Source organism: Variovorax sp. GW821-FHT09D05 (genome assembly GCF_059416325.1).
Genome location: NZ_JBWKOZ010000014.1, coordinates 182418 through 201523 on the forward strand (window position 1 = coordinate 182418; position 19106 = coordinate 201523).

Below are 19106 nucleotides of genomic sequence, written 5' to 3' on the forward strand. Positions count from 1 at the left end.
GCCATGGACTACCTCACGCAGGACTTCCGCCTCGCGCTGCCCGACTCCGGCCACCAGGACATGTCGGTCAACATCCTCAAGTTTCCGGCCCTCTCGGCCACGCTCGTCGTGACGCGCGGCGCGCTCGAAGGCCAAACGCTCGAGCAGAACTTCGACCAGCAGATGAAGCGCCTGTCGCAGCAGGTGAAGAACTTCCACTTCCACGACCGGCAGGCCGTGACCGTGGGCGCCGAGTCCGACATTCCAGGCATCGAGATCCGCAACCAGTTCGTCCGCGGACCCGAGAAGGTGTTCCAGTACCAGCTCGCCTGCCAGTTGCCCGGCGCGCCGGTCATGCTCGCGCTGAGCTACGTGAAGGCCGAGCCGCTGGGCGATGCCGACCTCGAGCACTGGAAGGCGATCAAGGCGAGCCTCGCATTCACCGCCCCGGCCGCTTCGAAAGCCTGAGGCCATGAGTGACGCACTCTGGGCGGCGCGCGAAGGCGATCCGCTGCTGCACACCAGCTTCTGGGCCGACCTGGTTTCAGGCGCCCTGGAATTCACGGCCTATGCCGCCGCCGGCGCGCTCGCATGCGCCGTCACCGGCCTGACCTGCGGCGTGGGCGCTGTGGTGCTTGGCGCAGTGGTCGGCGCAGCGCTTTCGTACGGTGCCGGTGACAAGATCACGGCCGTCTGCGACGAGATAGGCAACGCGCTCTTCCCACCCTCCGAGCAGGCGTGGATACGCACCGGCTCGCCTGACACCCGCACCAACGCCAAACCGGCTGCGCGTGCCGCCGGCATGATCGACCCTGGCGCCAGCGTGGAGCCTTCGCCCGCACCGGAGCCGAGCTTCCTCGACAAGGTGGGCAACTTCTTCTCTCAGATGTGGAAGCCCACGGTCGCATCGCCCGACCCGCGCGCCGTGCCCTGCGAGGACGACAAGATCGACTGCGAGAAGCACCCGCCGATGGAGGAGCAGTACCTGGCGGAGGGTTCGAGCAAGGTCTACATCAACAGCCAGCCCGCGGTGCGCAGCAAGGACCGCAGCACCTGCGAAGCCACGGTCAGCGACAACGCGGCCGGCCGGCGCGTGTCGCACAACGTGCGCATCGGCGGGCCGCCGGTGGTGGTGCGCGAGATCCGCAGCGGCAAGACACCCGGCATCGCGCTGGCGATCACCGCATTGATGCTGCTGCGCGGCAATCCGCGCAACCTGCTGCGGCAGCTGCCGTGCATGGCGATCGGCATGGGGGCCTCGGTGATCGCGGGCCAGGCCATGAATGCAGCCTTCGGTTCGCCTCGGCCAGTGCATGCGCCCACGGGCGCGAAGGTGCTGGGCGAGGAAGACGAACTCGACTTCAGCCTGCCCGGCATGCTGCCCATCGAGTGGCAGCGCTTCTACAACAGCCGCGACGCGCGTACCGGCGGCCTGTTCGGGGTCGGCTGGAGCGTGCCCTTCGAGGTCGAGATCGTGCGCGACGCGCATCCCGACGGCGGCGAACAGTTCGTCTACATCGACGAGCAAGGCCGGCGCCTCGGCATGGGCCAAGTCTCGGCGCCCGATGCCTTCTTCAACGCCGGCGAAGGGCTTGCCTTCCGTCGCGCCGAGGACGGGCGCATGGTGGTCGAAAGCATGGACGGCATCCACCGCCTGTTCGAGCAGGACCCGCACGACGACGCGCGCCTGCGACTGGTGCTGGTGGGCGATCGCAACGAGAACATCCTTCAGCTGCGCTACGACGAGCAGGGCCGCTTGTGCGGCGTCGAGGAACAGGAAGGCCCGTCTCGCATCGCGCTCTTCCACTCGGCGACGCATCCGCGGCGCGTGGAGCGCATCGAGACCGTGCCGCAAGACGGCGGCCAGCGCGTGGTGCTGGCACGATACGACTACGACGCTGCGGGTGATCTCGCGCAGGTCGTCGACGCCACCGGCAAGGTGGTGCGCCGCTTCGCCTACGACGCCGGCCGCCGCATGACGATGCACGAGCTGCCCACCGGCCTGCGCTCGCACTACGAGTGGACCGAATTCGCGGGCCCGCGCGGCGCAGAATGGCGTGTGACGCGCTACTGGAGCGACCTGGGCGACGAATACCGCTTCGAGTACGACCTCGCCGCCGGCCTCACCGTGGCCATCGACGGCCTGGGCCGCCGCGTGGAGCGCGAATGGGACGCTGCCTACCAGATCGTCCGGCATACCGATGCGCTCGGCCACACCTGGCGCTTCGAGTGGAACGACGACGGACAGGTGCTCGGCGCGGTCGACCCCAAGGGCGGCCAATGGCGCTGCAGCTACGACGCCTCGGGCAACCTCACCGGCGAGACCGATCCGCTGGGCCGCACCGAATCCAGCACCTGGCTCGAGTTCGCCTCGCTGCCGCTGACTGAGGTGGACGCCGCCGGCCGCGCCTGGCGCTACGTCTACGACGAGCACGGCAACCTCGTGGCCGAGATCGATCCGCTGGGCCAGCGCACCGTGTATGCCCACGGCACCCGCGGCGAGGTGGTGCGAATCACCGACGCCACCGGCAAGCACAAGCATCTGCGCTGGGACGAGCGCGGCCTGCTGCGGGAGCACATCGACTGTTCCGGCCAGCGCACCCGCTTCGCCTGGGACGCGATGGGCCACCTGCAGTCGGTGACCGACGCCATCGGCGAGACCACCCACTACCAGCACGATGCAAGAGGCCGGCTGCGGCAGGTGTTGCTACCCGACGGCCGTATCGAGCGCTACGAGCGCGACCGCGCCGGCCTGCTGCACGCCTTCACCAACCCTGCCGGCCACGTCACCGCCTATCGGCGGGACGCCGGCGGCGAGGTATGCGAGCGCCTGGACCCGATGGGTCGGCGCGTGCGCTTCGACCATGACGCCTATGGCCGGCTCATCGCCTTGCACAACGAGAACGGCCAAGCCTATCGCTTCGATTGGGACGAAGGCGACCGGTTGCGCGCACAGACTGACATCGACGGCAGCGAACGTCGCTACCGCTACGACGCGCTGAGCCAGGTCACCGAAGTTGCGTGGATACCGGCCCCGCCTGATGCGACTGACGCGCACGACGACTCACGGGCCGCGGGAGGCGCAGCCAACGAAGCGCTTGTCGAGCCCGGCGACGAAGAACCCATCGTCCATCGCCTCGAGCGCGACGCCGTCGGCCGCCTGCTCGCCAGGAACACCGGCGATACCTCCATCAGCTACCGCTGGGACGCCGCCGACCAGTTGCTGGCCATCGAGCAGACCAGCGCGCAAGGCGTCCGCCAATGCCTCGGCTTCGCCTACGATGCCCTGGGCCGGCTCACCGATGAAAGTAGTGCCGGCGGCGCGCTTCGCCATTCCTACGACGAACTCGGCAATCTGCTGAGCACACGCCTGCCCGATGGACGCAGCATCAATCGGCTGTACTACGGCTCAGGCCATCTGCATCAGGTCAACATCGACGGCAAGGTCATCAGCGACTTCGAGCGCGACGGGCTGCACCGCGAGGTGCTGCGCAGCCAGGGCCGCATCGCCACCGCCACCGGCTACGACCGCGCTGGCCGCCTCGCCCACCGCCGCCAGCGGCTGGCCGGCGACCCTGGCGGCCAGGCCCCTGCGAGCGGCCTGCTCGACAAGACCTACGGATACGACTTCGCCGACAACCTGATCGTGCGCGCCCGCAGGCGCCATGGCGGGCACGGCGGTCTCGTCGACGTGCAGGGGCGCGGCGTCGGTGCTGGCGGCAGCCTGCCGCCGGAACGCCGCCAGTCGCTGCGCTACGACGCCACCGGCCGCATCCTGCAGGCCCAGTACCACCAGGCCAACCCCGGCGTGCCCGCCGAGACCTTCCGCTACGACCAGGCCGCGAACCTGCTCGACGGCGACGGATCGACGCCCGGCACTGGCAGCTCCGGCTACGTGCGCAACAACCGCCTGCGCGTCTACCAGGACAAGCGCTACGAATGGGACCGCTTCGGTCGCCTGCTGTGCAAGCGCATCGGCCACCACACGGTGCAGCGCTTCCGTTATGACAGCGAACACCGGCTGGTAGCGGTCGACATCCGGGACCGCCAGGGCGAGAGCATCGTGCGCTTCGAGTACGACCCGATCGGGCGACGCACGGCCAAGACGCACGTACGGGCCGACGGCCACGTTCTCGGCACGACCGAATTCCTCTGGGATGGCATGCGCCTAGCAGGCGAGCACAGCGCAAGCCAGCACAGCCTGTACCTCTATACCGCCGAGGACAGCTACGAACCCTTGGCGCGCGTGGACGGCCTCGGCGCACACCAGGAGGTGCTGCACTTCCACACTGACGCCAACGGCGCACCGGAAGAGATGACCGGCGCCGATGGCCAGTTGCTGTGGCAGACGCGCTACCGGGTGTGGGGCAACACTGTGCAGGAGGAATACCACCCGGCGCAGCTTGCGCCGCAGAACCTGCGCTTCCAGGGGCAGTACCTTGATCGCGAGACGGGGCTGCACTACAACACGTTCCGGTTCTTCGATCCGGATGTGGGGAGGTTTACGACAAGCGATCCGATCGGGCTGGCAGGCGGACTCAATCTCTATCAGTACGCGCCGAACCCCGTCGAATGGATAGACCCGTGGGGATGGGTGTGCGGCAAGGCATTCAATCGCAGGAACCGCATCACCAGCCGTTGGGTAAAGACCCTGACCGGAAAGAAACCAGGCGAAGTGGATGCCTTCCTTCGGCAGAAGGGATACACGCCGAGCGTCCACCAGACCAGTCCCACGGCAACGCCGCATACTCGCTACACCAGGGTCACAAAGGCCGGCAGCAAGGATGTCCTCGACTATCACCCGGGCGGCCCCAACGCGATCCACAAGTCGGATTATTGGAAGGTCTACAGAGATGGGCAGGTGCAAGGCCGCATCGGCCATGGAGGCTTTACCAACTACAACAAGATCGTCGACAGCCCCGTCTATGTCGACGGCATCCTGATGAACACACCTATCTGAATCCAAAGCATGAAACTGACAAAAGACATCGTCCCTGGCAAATCGCTCGGCGGCATTGCACTGCAAAGCCCAGTTGATGCGGTGATCGAGGGACTTCGGAGCCACCATGTGCTGGAAGTCTCCGATGGCATCGTGTCCATCGACGATGGGCTTGTCACTATCGGCTACGACGAGAGGCGAACGATCTACTCGGTGATGTGCAATTCCGGGTTCGAAGGCCGCTATGAGGGCAAGCTTTGGGCTGGAATGACGGTCAGTGAGGTCTTGAAGAACTCTACTACTCAGGTAGCATGGGGAGGTGCAGTGGTGGTGGACGGAATCGAAGGCATTGGCCTGCCACTGCCTGATGGCTTCGACGACTTCGATCAACTCACGGATCACCTGCCGCTGGACCATGTGTTCGAGTACCTGTCCGTCTTCTTGATCTGAGGGTGATCACACTCATACCCAGAGTCGCCTCGGATCGCTGTTCCTCCTGGCAGCACCAGAAGTTGATGAGAAAGATCACTACGACACCCTGGGTCTACGCCTACTCGACCTGCGCACGACGGTGGTGGTTTTGGCAAGGCTCGTAATCATGAGGCAGGCCCTGATGCAGCCCTTTCTTGGATCGGCACTTCTCGGCACCGTTCTCGCCACCACGCCAGTCCTTGCTGTTTCACGCGACCTGCCGCAGGCCATCACGCCGGACAAGAGCCCGACGCTGACCGTGGCGGATTTCCTGCGCGGCATGGAGGTACTGAGCAAGATCGGGCCTGTGCGTGCGGAACAAGACCCGGCATACGTCTCGGCCCTTCGCGGACTGACTCACATCGGGGAATCCTATCGGGTGGATTACGAGAAGGCCAAGAGTGCGGGCACGACGCTCGACAGTTGCCCCGTCGGTGGCCTGAAGATGACCACCGATACGCTGGTTCCCTTTCTACTGCGCCTGCCGCCCGAGCAGCGCTCGATGCCGATGGACAAGGCATTCCGTCTGCACATGCGCGAACTCTATCCATGCCCCGCCACAGGCGAAACACCGTAGAGTCGTCTGAATGTCATGGGCTGCTGCTGACCACGGAGATCTAGAAATCGCTCGGCCAGTTGGAGAAAGCCCATCTATTGCTGCGTGGGGTAGGCCATTTCCCAAAGCAGGAACGTCGCAAAGCATGGTGAAAGTCCGCCGCATCGGACGCGAGGAACAACGAGTTCGCGCACAGAGCAGCATGGCCCATGAAAAAGCCGCCTCGAGGGCGGCTTTGGGAACATGGTCGTGAACTCTTACGCGGTCCACGCTACGGCAAATTCTTTTGCATGAAGCCATTGTTGTTTTTCTCGTCGTAGTGACTTCGACGCGCTGGCATGAGATTCAGCTTGCCTGGCTAGGCAGTACCCAAGATCCTTGAGTGGCCGAGGGATTGTAGCAGGCGAGGCTCTATCTGCCCGCTGTGCCAGCCTTGCTGGGGCATGGAGGCCGCTTCCGCCCTGGATTGCTGGTGCGACCCTCCGGCTCTCTAGGCTTTGGGGTCAGGCCGCCCAATACCGCCGGGCTTTCGCGGAGAACCCGAATGCATAGGCCCACCACACCAGCAACACCGGCATGACGATGAACTGGACAAACAGGCCACCGGATCGCTGTGCCTCATTGTCGTAAGCCGTCGTGTCGGATGCAAAGATGCCCGTGACCGCGAGAAGCGCCAGCGCCAGCAGGCCCAACCAACGTCCCCATCGCTTTCGCTTGAAGATGCCTACCAGCACGATGACGATCACTCCCAGTATCGCGAGGCGCAATCCAACACCCAGCAGGATGCTCCATTGACTCGGAATCTGGCGGATGTACGGTGCAAGCAGAAAAATGAACCGCACTATTCCGACCGCGAGCGCCGTTCCGGTCAGTGCCAGGAGGATCAATAGAAGCCATGCTGAGATGGGGCGTGGACTGAGCTTCTCTTTCCCGGATGAGGCGACGAAAGAGCTCTCCGGAGGGATGTAGGGGTTTCGTTGCATAGGAGACGCCTGTTGCGGGAGAAGTAGATGCTAAGGCTCGTCGGGGCTGCGACTAGCGACGGACTTGTCCGCATAGTGAAGTTCGACCGCTGGTCGGTATGCGGCTATACATTTCGACGATTCGGACCGATGACCGCCTGTGACTTGCCAGCGCCAACTGTCTCTACAGATGACTTCCAGATTCCTGCTCGCGCGCCATCCCAGAGTGGCTATCGCCAAGGAAGGGTCCGCCCAGCAAGCAGGCACATCACCAACCCTGCGTGGCCCAAACTCGCGTGCGACCTGTCGCCCGCTGGCGCGCTCAACGGCCCGAATGACATCTAGTGTTAGTGCCAGCGCAATCGAGATCAGCGGTGGCTCAGTTCTACTTCGGCGCGGACACCTGGAGCCATTGCTGCAGCTGCACGAGTACACCTGGTTGTCCGAGCATGTGAAGGAACGCCCGTGTTTGGCTGTGTATCGCGGCGGGCCGCGCCTGTTCGGCACCGATGCGGCCGCCAAGCTGATCGCGCAAGACCGACGCCCCACCTCCGCCTTCTTCGACTTCGATCCCAAGGGACTTTCGATGGCCGCCTCGGTGCCGCGACGGGAAGCCCTCTGCTTGCCGCCATGGCGGGCGTTACGTGAGGCTGCTTTGGAGCAGAAGCGCACAGTGCTGTACACGAATTCGTACCAGCACAGCCGCGCCCATCTCGACTCCTCAGATGATATCGAGATCGTTTTGGCTTGGAGTCGCATGCGCAGCCTTGCTACAGGCCTGAATCAGGAGGGTTTTCCCCGCTGAGCGGGCCACTCGCTCGGTTCATCCGGCCTCGAAGATTCGACGTGGGTTTAAAGCTGCCTGCGAAAGGGGTGTTGAATTCCGCCGATCTCTGACCCTAGGGGGGTGCGGATAAAAACTTGGACTGGTTTTATGCCGCAAGTCCAAGGCTCACCCGGTATTCGATAGGGCTGAGGCAGCGGGAATGTTGCCAACGCCGCCCGCACCTCCTCCAGCGCCCCAGTAGTGGCGCCACGGTTTGCGTGGTGGTAGGTCGACTCATGAAGGCGCGGTGCATGGGGCAAAGACCGGCGCCAAGGGCATTCGGCGACGTCGCCCTGATCAGGTCACAGTCAAGTTATCCATCGCAATTCCCAAATGCTTAAAACCTGAGTGAGATGCAGGGCCTTTACTGCTCGTCCTAAACAAATCACGCCCCAGCTGGATGAGTTGCCCTGAACCGGTGGTTCGCCCGCGTTGGGTGGGCCCGGCCTCGGGGAGGTGGCCTCCTGACGCGGTTGCCACTTGGCGGTTCTCCGGAATCGTCGAGGCTGTAAATGGTTGCAATCGTCAGTGGCAATAGTCTGGGCCTGAGCCTGAGCTCGTTGGCTACCCTGGGACAGCGAGCTCAGTTGGGCACGGCGGGGCAAGGGCGCAGCGGTGAGCAGTCGTTCGTCAACATCGCCAACGGCAACCTTGTGCTGCAGGATCGAGACGATGTGCTCATGGGGCGTGGGCTCAACGTGCAGGCCGTGCGTACCTACAACAGCCAGGGCTCGTTCGGCGACGACAACGGCGACAACTGGAGTGTGGGCGCCTTCGGCCAGAAGGTCGTCCTGACTTCCGGCGCCGTGGGGGCTGCGGGCAGTACCCTGACGCGCACCGACCGCGACGGTGCCCAGGCTGTGTATGCATGGGATGTCGCCCAAGGGCGCTACATCAGTACCGCTGGCTCCGGTGCCTTCGACACCATCGACTATTACAGCGGCTCTTCAGAATTCGTTTGGATCGACGGTGATACGGGCCGCAGCGAGCGCTATCAAGCCAGTGGTGTGGGTCGTTTGCTCTACACGATGGACACCGATGGCAACTATGTCGTTTACGCGTACAACGCCAATGACACTGTGCGTTCGGTTACCCAGGCAAACGGCGACGCTCAATACTACGACTACAGCGGGGTCAATCTCACCCAGATCCGTACCGTCTCAGGCGGCGTCGCCACCACCACTGTCCGCTACGCGTACGACGCCAGCAACCGTCTGTCGCAAGTCATCGTCGACCTCTCGCCCGACGATAACATGGTGTCGGACAACAACATCTACGTCACCACCTACACCTACGACGGCGCGAGCAAACGCGTGGCCAGCGTCACCCAGAGCGACGGCACGAAGCTGAGCTTTACCTACGTGCAAGCCGGTGGCATCTTCAAGGTCGAAACGGTCACGGACGCTCTTGGCGCGATCACCCGCTTCAGTTACGACATCGTCAGCAACACCACGACCGTTACCGATCCCCTAGGCGCCCAGTCGGTCTACCTTTACGACGCCCAGGGCCAGTTGACCCAGGTGCGCAACGGCGTTACCTACGCCAACGCCAGCGGCCTGAGCCAGATCAGCTACCTGTACGACTCGCAGGGCAATGTCACCCTCGTCACCGATGGCGAAGGCCACAAGGTCACGCTGCAGTACGACGACCACGGCAACCTGACGAGGGAAATCGATTCGGCCGGTGATACCCGCGTGCGCACCTACGACAGTGCCAACCAGCTGCTGACCGATGCGATCTACGCTGACGCGGCCGTGGCGGATCGCGGTGTGTTCAACAAGGACGCGGCGCTGCCCGAAGTCACGCGCTATGTCTATGCGCCCGGCAATATCAACCGAATGCGCTTTGCGGTCACCCCGCAGGGCAACGTCACCGAATACCGCTACGACGCTTACGGCCAGCGCACGAGTGTCATCACTTATACCGGCGCGACCTATGACACGACAGCTCTGGCCCTCACCGAGGCGCCGACGGAGCTCAATCTGATCGGCTGGGTGTCCGTCCAGGACCTGACTCGCACCGAGCTCACTGAACTGGTCTATGACGCCCGGGGCCAGTTGAGCCGCAGCACGACCTATGGGGCCACCGCTGCGGACGGCCTGGGAGTAGCCGAGACCGGTGCGACCACCCAGTACATCTACGACCCGCGTGGGCTGCTGCTGCAGAAGATCGAGCCGGCAATGGCACCCGATGGAACCGGTGCCGTCACTACCTATACCTATGACGGCCTGGGCCGCGTGCTCAGCGTCAGCGCACCATCACTCGATGGCGGCGCGACGGCCAATACCACGATCACCAGCTACGACGACGCCAACGGCAAGACCAGCGTGGCCATTGCCAGCGGATTGGTCACCGTGTCGGCCTACGACAAGGCCGGACGCCTCGTCAGCGTGACCCAGCAAAGCGCCGGTACCGGGGTGCTAGGCACCACCAGCTACGCCTACGACAAGGATGGCAATCTGCTGATGACGCAGGACCCGACAGGCGTGCGCAAGTGGATGCTGTACGACGAGGCGGGCCGCAAGATCGCGGACATCGATGCCACGGGTGCGGTGATCGAGTACGTCTACAACGCCAACGGGCAGTTGCGCGAGACGATTGCCTATGCAACGAAGCTCGGTGCGGTGCAGTTGGCCCAGTTGGTCGACGGCTCGGGTAAGCCGACCACGGCATGGACGCCGAGCAACACGACGACCAGCTTGGCGGCCCTGCGCCCCGCTGGCACTTCTCACGACCAGAAGGTCTGGCGCTTCTACGACACGGCCAACCGGCTTGCGTGGCAGGTGGATGCATTGGGGTACGCGACGCGGACGACCTATGACGGAGCCTCGCGTATCCTGAGCGTGACGCAGTTGGCCAATCCGATCGACGTGAGCCAACTCGGCAGCGGAGCGAACATCGAGTTGCTCGTGAATCCGGCGACCGTGGGGGGGATCTCGCTCGGGGTCGGAGCAGCATCGGCTCCGTTTGGCTCACAAGCAACGTTGACGGCCGCAATCGAGGGCTCGAATCCCGGTGGCATGGTGACTTTCTTCGCAGGGGAAACGGTCATCGGCAGTGCGATGGTCGTGAACGGTGTAGCCACACTGGTCACGAACGAGTTGCCGATAGGCGTGAACAGCATTCGGGCTGCGTATTCAGGGGATGTGCAAAGACCCGCGAGCATTTCGCCGATCGTGCAGAAGACGATCACGGGGGCGACTACAGATGTCATGCTGGAGTTCTCGCCGTACATGCCGACCTATGGTGATGCAGTCACGATCTCGGCGGCGTTGACCACGACCTTGCCGCCTGGGTTGGCGGCCGCCACAGGCGAAGTCAAGTTCTACAGCGGTACGACGCTCATCGGGACAGCCACGGCCGTGAATGGGCTGGCGGCACTGACTCTATCGAGCCTGCCTGTAGGCGTCTGGGGCATCCGGGCCGAGTACGCTGGTGATGCGGCGCATGCACCCACTGCAGCGTCACGAGCGCTGACCGTGAAGCTGGCTCCTACGATCACGAAGCTGGAAAGCACGGTCGCGAATGGCTCCGGAATTACGCTGGCTGCCAACGTCAAGTCTCAGGGCGAAGCCTCGGTATCGCTTACAGGCACGGTGACTTTCTATAGCGGAACGGTCGCGCTTGGAACGGCGACAGTTGTCAATGGCATCGCGGTACTGCAGTTCAGTGGTTACACGCCGGGGCTTGCCGATGCGCCTTTCAGGGCCGTATATGGTGGCGATGCGACGAATGAGGGCAGTAGCACGGTCAATGCTTCCGGGCAGGCCCTTCCTTCGCCAACCACCGTGGTGCTTGCCACTTCTGCAACAGCGACGAGGCAAGGCAACCCCTTGACTCTGACCGCGAGCGTCACAGGGGCTGCACCGAGTGGCCTGGTGACGTTCTTTGCAGGAGGCGCACTGCTGGGCACGGCCTCCGTGATCAATGGACAAGCCGTGCTGACGACGGCGCTGTTGCCCGTTGGTACGAACATGGTGCTGAGCGCCGCCTACTCTGGAGATACGATAAATCAGGCCAGCGTGATCACGCAGGGGCCGACGCTTCAAGTCTCACAGTTTGCGTCTTCGCTTGAGCTTGGTGAGACGTTGACTGCGGATCAATCGATCTTTTCTCCGAGCGGCCGCTACCAGCTTATCTTCCAGCGCGATGGCAACCTCGTTGTCTACGACCGCAAGGAGAGCATGCAGGCGGTCTGGCATACCCAGACCGGTGGTTCAGGTGCCACGCGCGCGTTCTTCCAGCCCGACGGGAATCTCGTGGTCTACAAGAACGTCAACGTGGATGTTCCGGTCTGGAACTCTGGCACCTGGAATCAAGGGGCTCAGCGACTCTACCTGCAGGACGATGGCAACCTGGTAATCAGAACAGCAGACGGCACACCGAAATGGTGGAGTGGAGTCGACACGGTTACGGGAACCTCCACTCCTGGATGGATGCCGGGCGTCAATCCCCCTGCCGTTCAACCCGGCATGGTTCTCCTGACATCTCCCGGTGCCACCACGGACCGAGTTCAGATCAGCGCCAGTGTGTCCGGCGTACCGTCGCCCACCGGGACCTTCAGCATCTTTGAAGGACAAACCCTGATTGCAGCTGGTCGAGCAGGCAGCAGCAATACTCTTACGTTGCCGCTCCTGTCCCCTGGGACACACTCCTTGACGGTGATATATGCCGCCGATGCAGGCGGTAGTTCGGCCTCCGGCACGCTGCAACTCAACGTTCAGCCAGCCGCCACGATCCTCAGCCTCAGATCGTCGATTGCCGTGAGCGTTCTTGACGTACCCGTCACACTTTCTGCAAAGCTCACGAGAGCAGGAACATGGGACTTCGGCAGTCCGCCTTTGACCGGCACGGTCACGTTCTATCGCAACGGAGCCTTCATCGGGACCGGGACTGTACTGGATGGCGTGGCCACTTTGACGGTGAGCAACCTGCCGCTTGGCGAGAGCAATGTCACGGCCACCTATTCAGGTGATGCGAACTACAACGGGACTTCCTCGGGCACTACCCAGGGAATCTGGGCCTCCACGCAAGCGACTCCCACGACGACCTTGCTGACGACTTCTCAGTCATCCGTCGCCTATGGGTCGCCGATTACCTTGACTGCGACAGTTGCATCGGCACTGGGGACGCCATTGGCGACGGGCACAGTCGACTTCTATAGCGGGGGGCAGTTGCTGGGGACCGCTGCGATTGTCAATGGACAAGCCAGCTGGACGACAACCCAGCTACCGCTAGGCATGGCGAATTTGCGCGCCGTTTACCAGGGTGATGGCACGAACGCATTCAGTGCTGCAACTGCCCAGCAGCCGGTCGCCAAGGCCGCCACCACGATCACGCTGGATCCGCCCGTGAGGCCAGCTGAAACCGGAAACCCCATCGTCTTCGGTGCGCAGATTTCAGGAGGTGCTTCCGGGGGGATGGTGGCGTTCTTCAGCGGGACAACCCATCTTGGCACGGCCTATGTGGTGAATGGGCGAGCGGAGGTGAAAACCTACTACCTTCCGTCGAACGCTGCTGTCCGTGCCGTCTATTCGGGGGACACCAACTATCTGTCCAGCGTTACTGCCCAGAGTTTGAGCGTGCCAGTTGGAACTGGAGGCGTCGCGCCTTCAGTTAATACAACTGTCATGCAGATCACGGACGGGGGGACTGGCGAGGTCGGCTATCCAGCGCAACAGCAGCTCATATTTGGGGTTGGCAGCACTCCCTTCAGTACCGGCATCTACAGCGTCTTTGACAATGGACAACTGATAGGCAGCTTCCTTGCGGGGGATGTGTCGAGTCAAGCTGTCAATGGAAAATTCACGGCGCTGATTCAGCGGCTTTCCGTTGGCAATCACTCCCTGAGTGTGATGCACTCGGGCGGGGCAGATGGCATTGTTACGCGGACGCGCATTAAGACAGCGGTGATTTCTCTCGCCGCGACGGAGGTCAAACTCGACACAAGCAGGCCGCAGGCGGCAGTCGGTGCGCCTCTGACGATCACTGCCCGTATCGCCCCAAGCTCGACTCAGGCAACCTACTACGCCAGTCTCGGATTCACTTTCGAGGGGCCGCCCGCCGGCGGGACGGTGACGTTTTACCGTGATGGCGTCGCCATTGGGACCGGAACCGTCGTCAACGGCGTGGCAAGTTTGACGGTGAGCAATCTTCCCGCTGGGACGCTGAACATCACCGCCAGCTATGCCGGCGATACGAATTACAAGACATCCACTTCCAGCAGCCTCTCTCAGGTGATCGTTGCGCAGCCGGTTGCGAGTTCCGTCGCGCTTGTTGCCTCCCCGGGCTCCCAAGTGAGTGGATCGCCTGTCGATCTCGTGGCGACGGTCGCGGGGCAAGGAAGACCGGAGGGTGGCACCGTCAGTTTCTATGATGGCGCGAGGCTGCTGGGCTCGGTGGCGTTGATCAACGGCCGAGCAACGTTAAAGGTGAGCGACCTGGATGCAGGCTCACATGCTGTCCAGGCGGTGTATTCCGGCGATGCCAACAACGCGAGCTCGAATGTGGTCGCCAACGTGACGATCACAAAAGCCCCGGCGACGTTGACCAATCTGACGCCTGCTTCGATCGCTAGCGACGGGACGCTGTCGGTGAGCGTCAACGGCGCGGGATCGGGCGGACTGGTCGCCTTCTACATAGGCACACGTCTCCTCGGGGCGGCAAACGTGCTCAATGGCGTGGCAACGCTTTCCGGTGTGCTCATTCCTCCTGGCTCCCATACCGTCGTCGCTGCCTACACTGGCAATGCGAGCTTTGCCGACGGCGAGGTCAGCTTCACCCAAGCGGTTCAGGGCGAGCCGATGAGCACAGTCTATGCCTCGCTGGACATCCAGCAGGACCGCACTGTCACCGAGCTGTACAACCGCGACGGGCGCCTGCAGGGCACCCTGGACGCCGAGGGCTACCTCACCGAATACAAGTACAACGCTGCGGGCAAGCTGACCCAAAGCATTCGTTACGCCAACCGATCGGCGAACTTCACCAGCCTGTCCGCGCGGATCACGGCCATTGCCATCGCGCGCGCCAGCTACAACCTCAGCGGCCTGCGTCCCGGCACCAACGGTGCAGACATCAACAGCTACAACTTCTACGATGCCCAAGGACGCATCGTCGGACAGGTCGATGGCGAAGGCTATCTCACTGAAACCACCTATGACACCCGCGGCAACGTCACCCAGGTGATCCGCTATGCCTTCAAGGCAGGTGCAGTGGGCAGCAGCTCCACCTTGGCAAGCATCCGGCCGTCCAGCTATGCGCTGGACCAGATCACCACGCAGACCTGGAACGATGCCGGTCAACTGGTCAGCCGAAGGAACCACGAACTCACGCTCACCCAGTTCGTCTACGACAGCGTCGGCCGGCTCGTGCAAACCACCACTGCGGCGGGCACCGCCGACGAGCGCGTCAGCCGCGCGCGTTACGACATCCAGGGCCGCCTTATCGGGGAGCTCGATGGCCGCGGCAGTGACGTCGTGGCCTTGAATGATGCGTTCGCCCTGTGGACTGCCAACGGCACGACTCATGCCTACGACGCGGCGGGCCGTCGCACCAGCACCACCGACGCCAACGGCCACCGAACACTTTTCTTCTACGACCCCATCGGCCGCCTGCGCTACACCGTCAATGCCCTGGGTGAAGTCACTGAGAGCAAGTACAACGCGCTTGGCCAACTCGACGAACAGCTCGTCTACGGCACCCGTGTCGATGCCGGCACCCTCGGAGCCTCCACGCCCGGCGGCTTGAACACCGCAGTCTTGGCCAGCCAGCTCGCCGCGGTGGCCGACGCCGCCAAGGACACGCACGTCCTGCATACCTACACCGCCACCGGTACCGAAGCCAGCACCACGGACGCCTTGGGTAGCACCACCAGCTATTCCTACAACGCTTTCCGCGAAGCCATCGCCAGCAGCTATGCACTGAAAAGCGGCTACGTCGTCACCGACACCACCGCCTACGACCGCCGCGGTCTGGCAATGAAGCGCGTGAGCGACGCTGCCTCTCTCGCCATCACGCAGCGCAAAACCTATGACGCCTTTGGACGCGTCGTTGAAAGTTTCGATGGCAACAACAATCGGAGCCAGACTGCCTACGACCGGTTGGGCCGAGTAGTTACTACCACCGATGCGCTCAACGGTCAGCACGAGATCGGATACGACGGCTTCGGCCGCGTGATCGGGACAAGCGACGCCTTCGGCCAACGGACCTACTACAGCTACTACCCGACGGGCCGCAGCACCACCGTCACGACCCCTGAAGGTGTGGTTGTGACCACGGTGCACAATCGTCTGGGACAAACCCAGAGCATCACCGACGGGCGCGGCAACGTCACAACTTACCGCTACGACAAGAGCGGCAACCTGTTGCAGACATCGGCTGCGCTGGACGCCAACACGACCGTCACCACAGGCGCCACCTACGACAAGACGGGTCTCAAGCTCACCAGCACCGATGCCAATGGTGTCATCACCAACTACACCTACGACGCGGCCAATCGGCTGCTGACCCGCACGCTCGACCCCACGGGCCTGCACCTCACCACCGCCTACGCCTACGACGCTAAGGGTCAGGCTGTCAGCGTCACCGATCCACGTGGTGTGGTCACAAGCATCGAGTTCGACCTTGCCGGTCAGACCGTGCGTCAGGTGGTCGACCCCACGGGTCTGCACCTCACGACCAGCTACACCCACGACACTACGGGCAAGGTGCTGACGGTAACGGACCCGAACGGCAATGTCACCGCCTACACCTACGATGGCGCCGGCCGGCGCATCAAGGAACAGGTCGATCCCTCGGGTCTGAACCTCACGCGCAGCTACGAGTACGACGCGGCCAACAACGTCACCCGCGCGATCGACGCCAACGGCAACGCCACGCGGTATGCCTACGACGCCAACAATCGCCTGGTCTTCACGCTGGACGCGCTCGGTAATCTCTCCAGGCAGGAGTACGACGCTGAAGGGCAGGTGACCCGTCGCACTTCCTATGCGGTGCCCATCGACACGACCGGCCTGGGCAGTGCCCCAACCGTTGCGCAGATCCAGGCCAAGGTGGTGGTCAGTACCGGCTCCGATGTGGTCGAGAGCCGCCGCTACGACCGCGACGGCCGCCTGCGCTTCAGTGTGGATGGCACTGGTGCCGTCGTCCAATACACCTACGACGAGACCAACAACGTCGTCGAGACACGGGCCTATGCCAACCGCATCAACCTGGCAGGCTGGAACATCGCCGGCGATCCGCCTGTCACCGCCGATGCTGCACGCGACGAGCGCGTGCGCACCGTCTACGATGCGCTCAATCGGGCCGTCTGGAAGGTCGACGGCGCCGGTAGCGTGGTCCAGAACTTCTACGACGCCAACGGCAACGTTACCGAATCGCGCGCCTACGCGACAGCACTGACCGGGGCAGCCTTCAATAGTTGGAATGGCACATCCGCGCCTGCGGTTGTGGCCGACGCAACCCGCGATCAGCGCATCCGCACTGTCTACGACACGATCAACCGCGGCACCTGGAGCGTCGATGCGCTGGGCAACGTCACGCAGCGCACCTACGACGCCGCCGGCAACGTGCTCACCCGGCAAAGCTACGCGACGCCCCTCACGGCGGCCGCCCTGGCTGCCTGGGATGGCCGTACGGCCCCCTCGCCGGTGGCGGACCTCGCGCACGACCAGCGTGTGCGCAATGTCTACGACGCAGCCGGCCGGCTGACCTGGAGCGTGGACGGCATCGGCGCCGTCAGCAAGACCGAGTACGACGCCAACGGCAACGTCACGCGCCGGATTCAGTACGCCAGTCCGGTGGCCGAAGGCGGCGATCCGGCCGACGTGGCATCCAGCCCGTCCGACCGGACCACCACCTATTTCTACGACGCGTCCAACCGCCAGACCTGGCGCGTCGATGCGCTCGGTGCAGTGACGCACCTGCAATATGACGGCAACGGCCAGGTGGTCGATCAGCGCAGCTACGCGAACACGGTCAACCCGGGCGATGCGGCGAGCGCAGCCTCGCTGGCCTCGGCCCTTGCGGGCAAGGCCGACGATGCGCATGACGTGCGTATCCGCAATGTTTACGACGCGGCTGGCCGCCTGACATGGCAGGCTGACGGCACGGGGGCAGTCACGGGCTCGACGTACGACGGTACGGGGCGCCTAGTGCGCCAGGTGCAGTACGCCACACCCGTTGCAGCCAGCGCGTTGCCTTCCAGCGCGGTGGCCAGTGGCACCGATCGCATCACCGTGTTCGCACATGACGGCGCGGGCCGGCGCACTTTCGCGGTCGACGCGCTGGGCGGCGTGACGCGGACCGTCTACGACGCGTTCGGCAATGTGACATGGCAGGTGGGCTACGCCAACCCGGTCACAGCTCCGGGTACTGCCACGACTTATACCGAGGCCGCCTTGCAGGCCGCCGTCTCGGCCAATGCCGGTGCCGACCGCGTCCAGCGCTTCGCCTACGACCAGGCCAACCGCCAGGTCTTCTCTGTCGATGCCCTGGGTGGCACGACCGAGTCGACCTATGACGGTCTGGGTCAGACCGTCCAGAGCCGCCGCTATGCGAAGGCGATCGATACCACCGGGCTGAGTACTGTCGCCAGTGCAGGCGATATCCGCGCGCGCACGGCCGCCGATGCCAACAACGACCGGGTCTCGCGCCAGGTCTTCGATGCGGCGGGGCGCGCGGTCTATGGCCTCGATGCCATGGGCTTCGTGACCAGGACCGACTATGACGGCCTCGGACAAGTGCGCCAGACCGTTCAATACGCGCTGTCCATCCCGTCAGCTACCGCCAATACTGCCGCTGCCATCGCGGATGCTGTTGTCGAAGCACCCGGCGACCGAGGCAAGACCTTCCAGTACGACGCGGGGGGCCGTGTCGTCTCCAGCGTCGACGCCATGGGCTTCACCGAATCGTGGGGCTTCGATGTGCTGGGCAACAAGACCAGCTACACCAACGCCAAGGGTGCTGTCTGGACCTATGCCTACGACCAGCGCGGGCGCATGGTGCGCGAGGAATCTCCGCAGGTGGCGCTCACGGCCGTCGTGCCCGGCGCGGACGGGCGGTTGCAGGTGGATGCCGGCTCCAGCGGCATCGGCAACGTCGTCACGGAGCTGGCCTACGACAGTTTTGGCAATCTGAGCCGCCGCACCGAGGGCGTCGGGCGCCCCGAACAGCGCACCACGGTCTATGGATACGACCAGGTCGGACGCCAGGTCAAGGTGACCTATCCGCCCGTGGGCGTCTACAACGCCGCGAGCGACGGTTTCTCCGTCGAAGGCCTGGATGGTCGCCATGACACCGTCCAGACGCTCTACACCGAGACCACCTACGACACTCTCGGCAATGCCGTCGCCAACCGCGACATTGGCGGCAACT

7 protein-coding genes are annotated in these 19106 nt (G+C 63.7%); 6 read left to right on the top strand and 1 reads right to left on the bottom strand.

The features are described from left to right. Nucleotides 1–3 precede the first annotated feature (3 nt). The 4 genes from AC07O3_RS31490 to AC07O3_RS31505 all read left to right on the top strand — a co-directional run bounded on the left by AC07O3_RS31490 (nucleotide 4) and on the right by AC07O3_RS31505 (nucleotide 5966). Nucleotides 4–447, top strand: coding sequence for a DcrB-related protein (locus tag AC07O3_RS31490; RefSeq protein ID WP_307614794.1), 444 nt, complete (start codon nucleotides 4–6; stop codon nucleotides 445–447). Nucleotides 448–451: 4 nt separating this feature from the next. After that, on the top strand, nucleotides 452–4939 hold the full coding sequence (locus AC07O3_RS31495) for an RHS repeat-associated core domain-containing protein (protein WP_495341204.1): 4488 nt from the start codon (nucleotides 452–454) through the stop codon (nucleotides 4937–4939). A 9-nt stretch (nucleotides 4940–4948) separates the two neighbouring features. Next, a complete protein-coding gene (locus AC07O3_RS31500; RefSeq protein ID WP_093057159.1) occupies nucleotides 4949–5368 on the top strand; it encodes a hypothetical protein in 420 nt (139 codons plus the stop codon). 148 nt (nucleotides 5369–5516) lie between these two features. After that, nucleotides 5517–5966, top strand: a complete 450-nt coding sequence (locus AC07O3_RS31505; protein WP_495341205.1) for a hypothetical protein — start codon at nucleotides 5517–5519, stop codon at nucleotides 5964–5966. 482 nt (nucleotides 5967–6448) lie between these two features. Here the strand turns inward: AC07O3_RS31505 and AC07O3_RS31510 are convergent, their stop codons facing one another. Further along, nucleotides 6449–6928 (bottom strand): hypothetical protein, encoded by a 480-nt coding sequence (locus AC07O3_RS31510; RefSeq protein ID WP_143042613.1) that lies wholly within the window; start codon nucleotides 6926–6928, stop codon nucleotides 6449–6451. Between the two features lie 391 nt (nucleotides 6929–7319). On the opposite strand from AC07O3_RS31510, the gene AC07O3_RS31515 reads away from it, so the two are divergent. Continuing rightward, nucleotides 7320–7712: a DUF7281 domain-containing protein gene (locus AC07O3_RS31515; RefSeq protein ID WP_495341206.1), complete on the top strand. Its 393-nt coding sequence runs from the start codon at nucleotides 7320–7322 to the stop codon at nucleotides 7710–7712. Between the two features lie 533 nt (nucleotides 7713–8245). Beyond that, nucleotides 8246–19106, top strand: a 10861-nt coding sequence (locus AC07O3_RS31520) for an Ig-like domain repeat protein (protein WP_495341207.1), incomplete at its 3' end; no start/stop codon positions are given.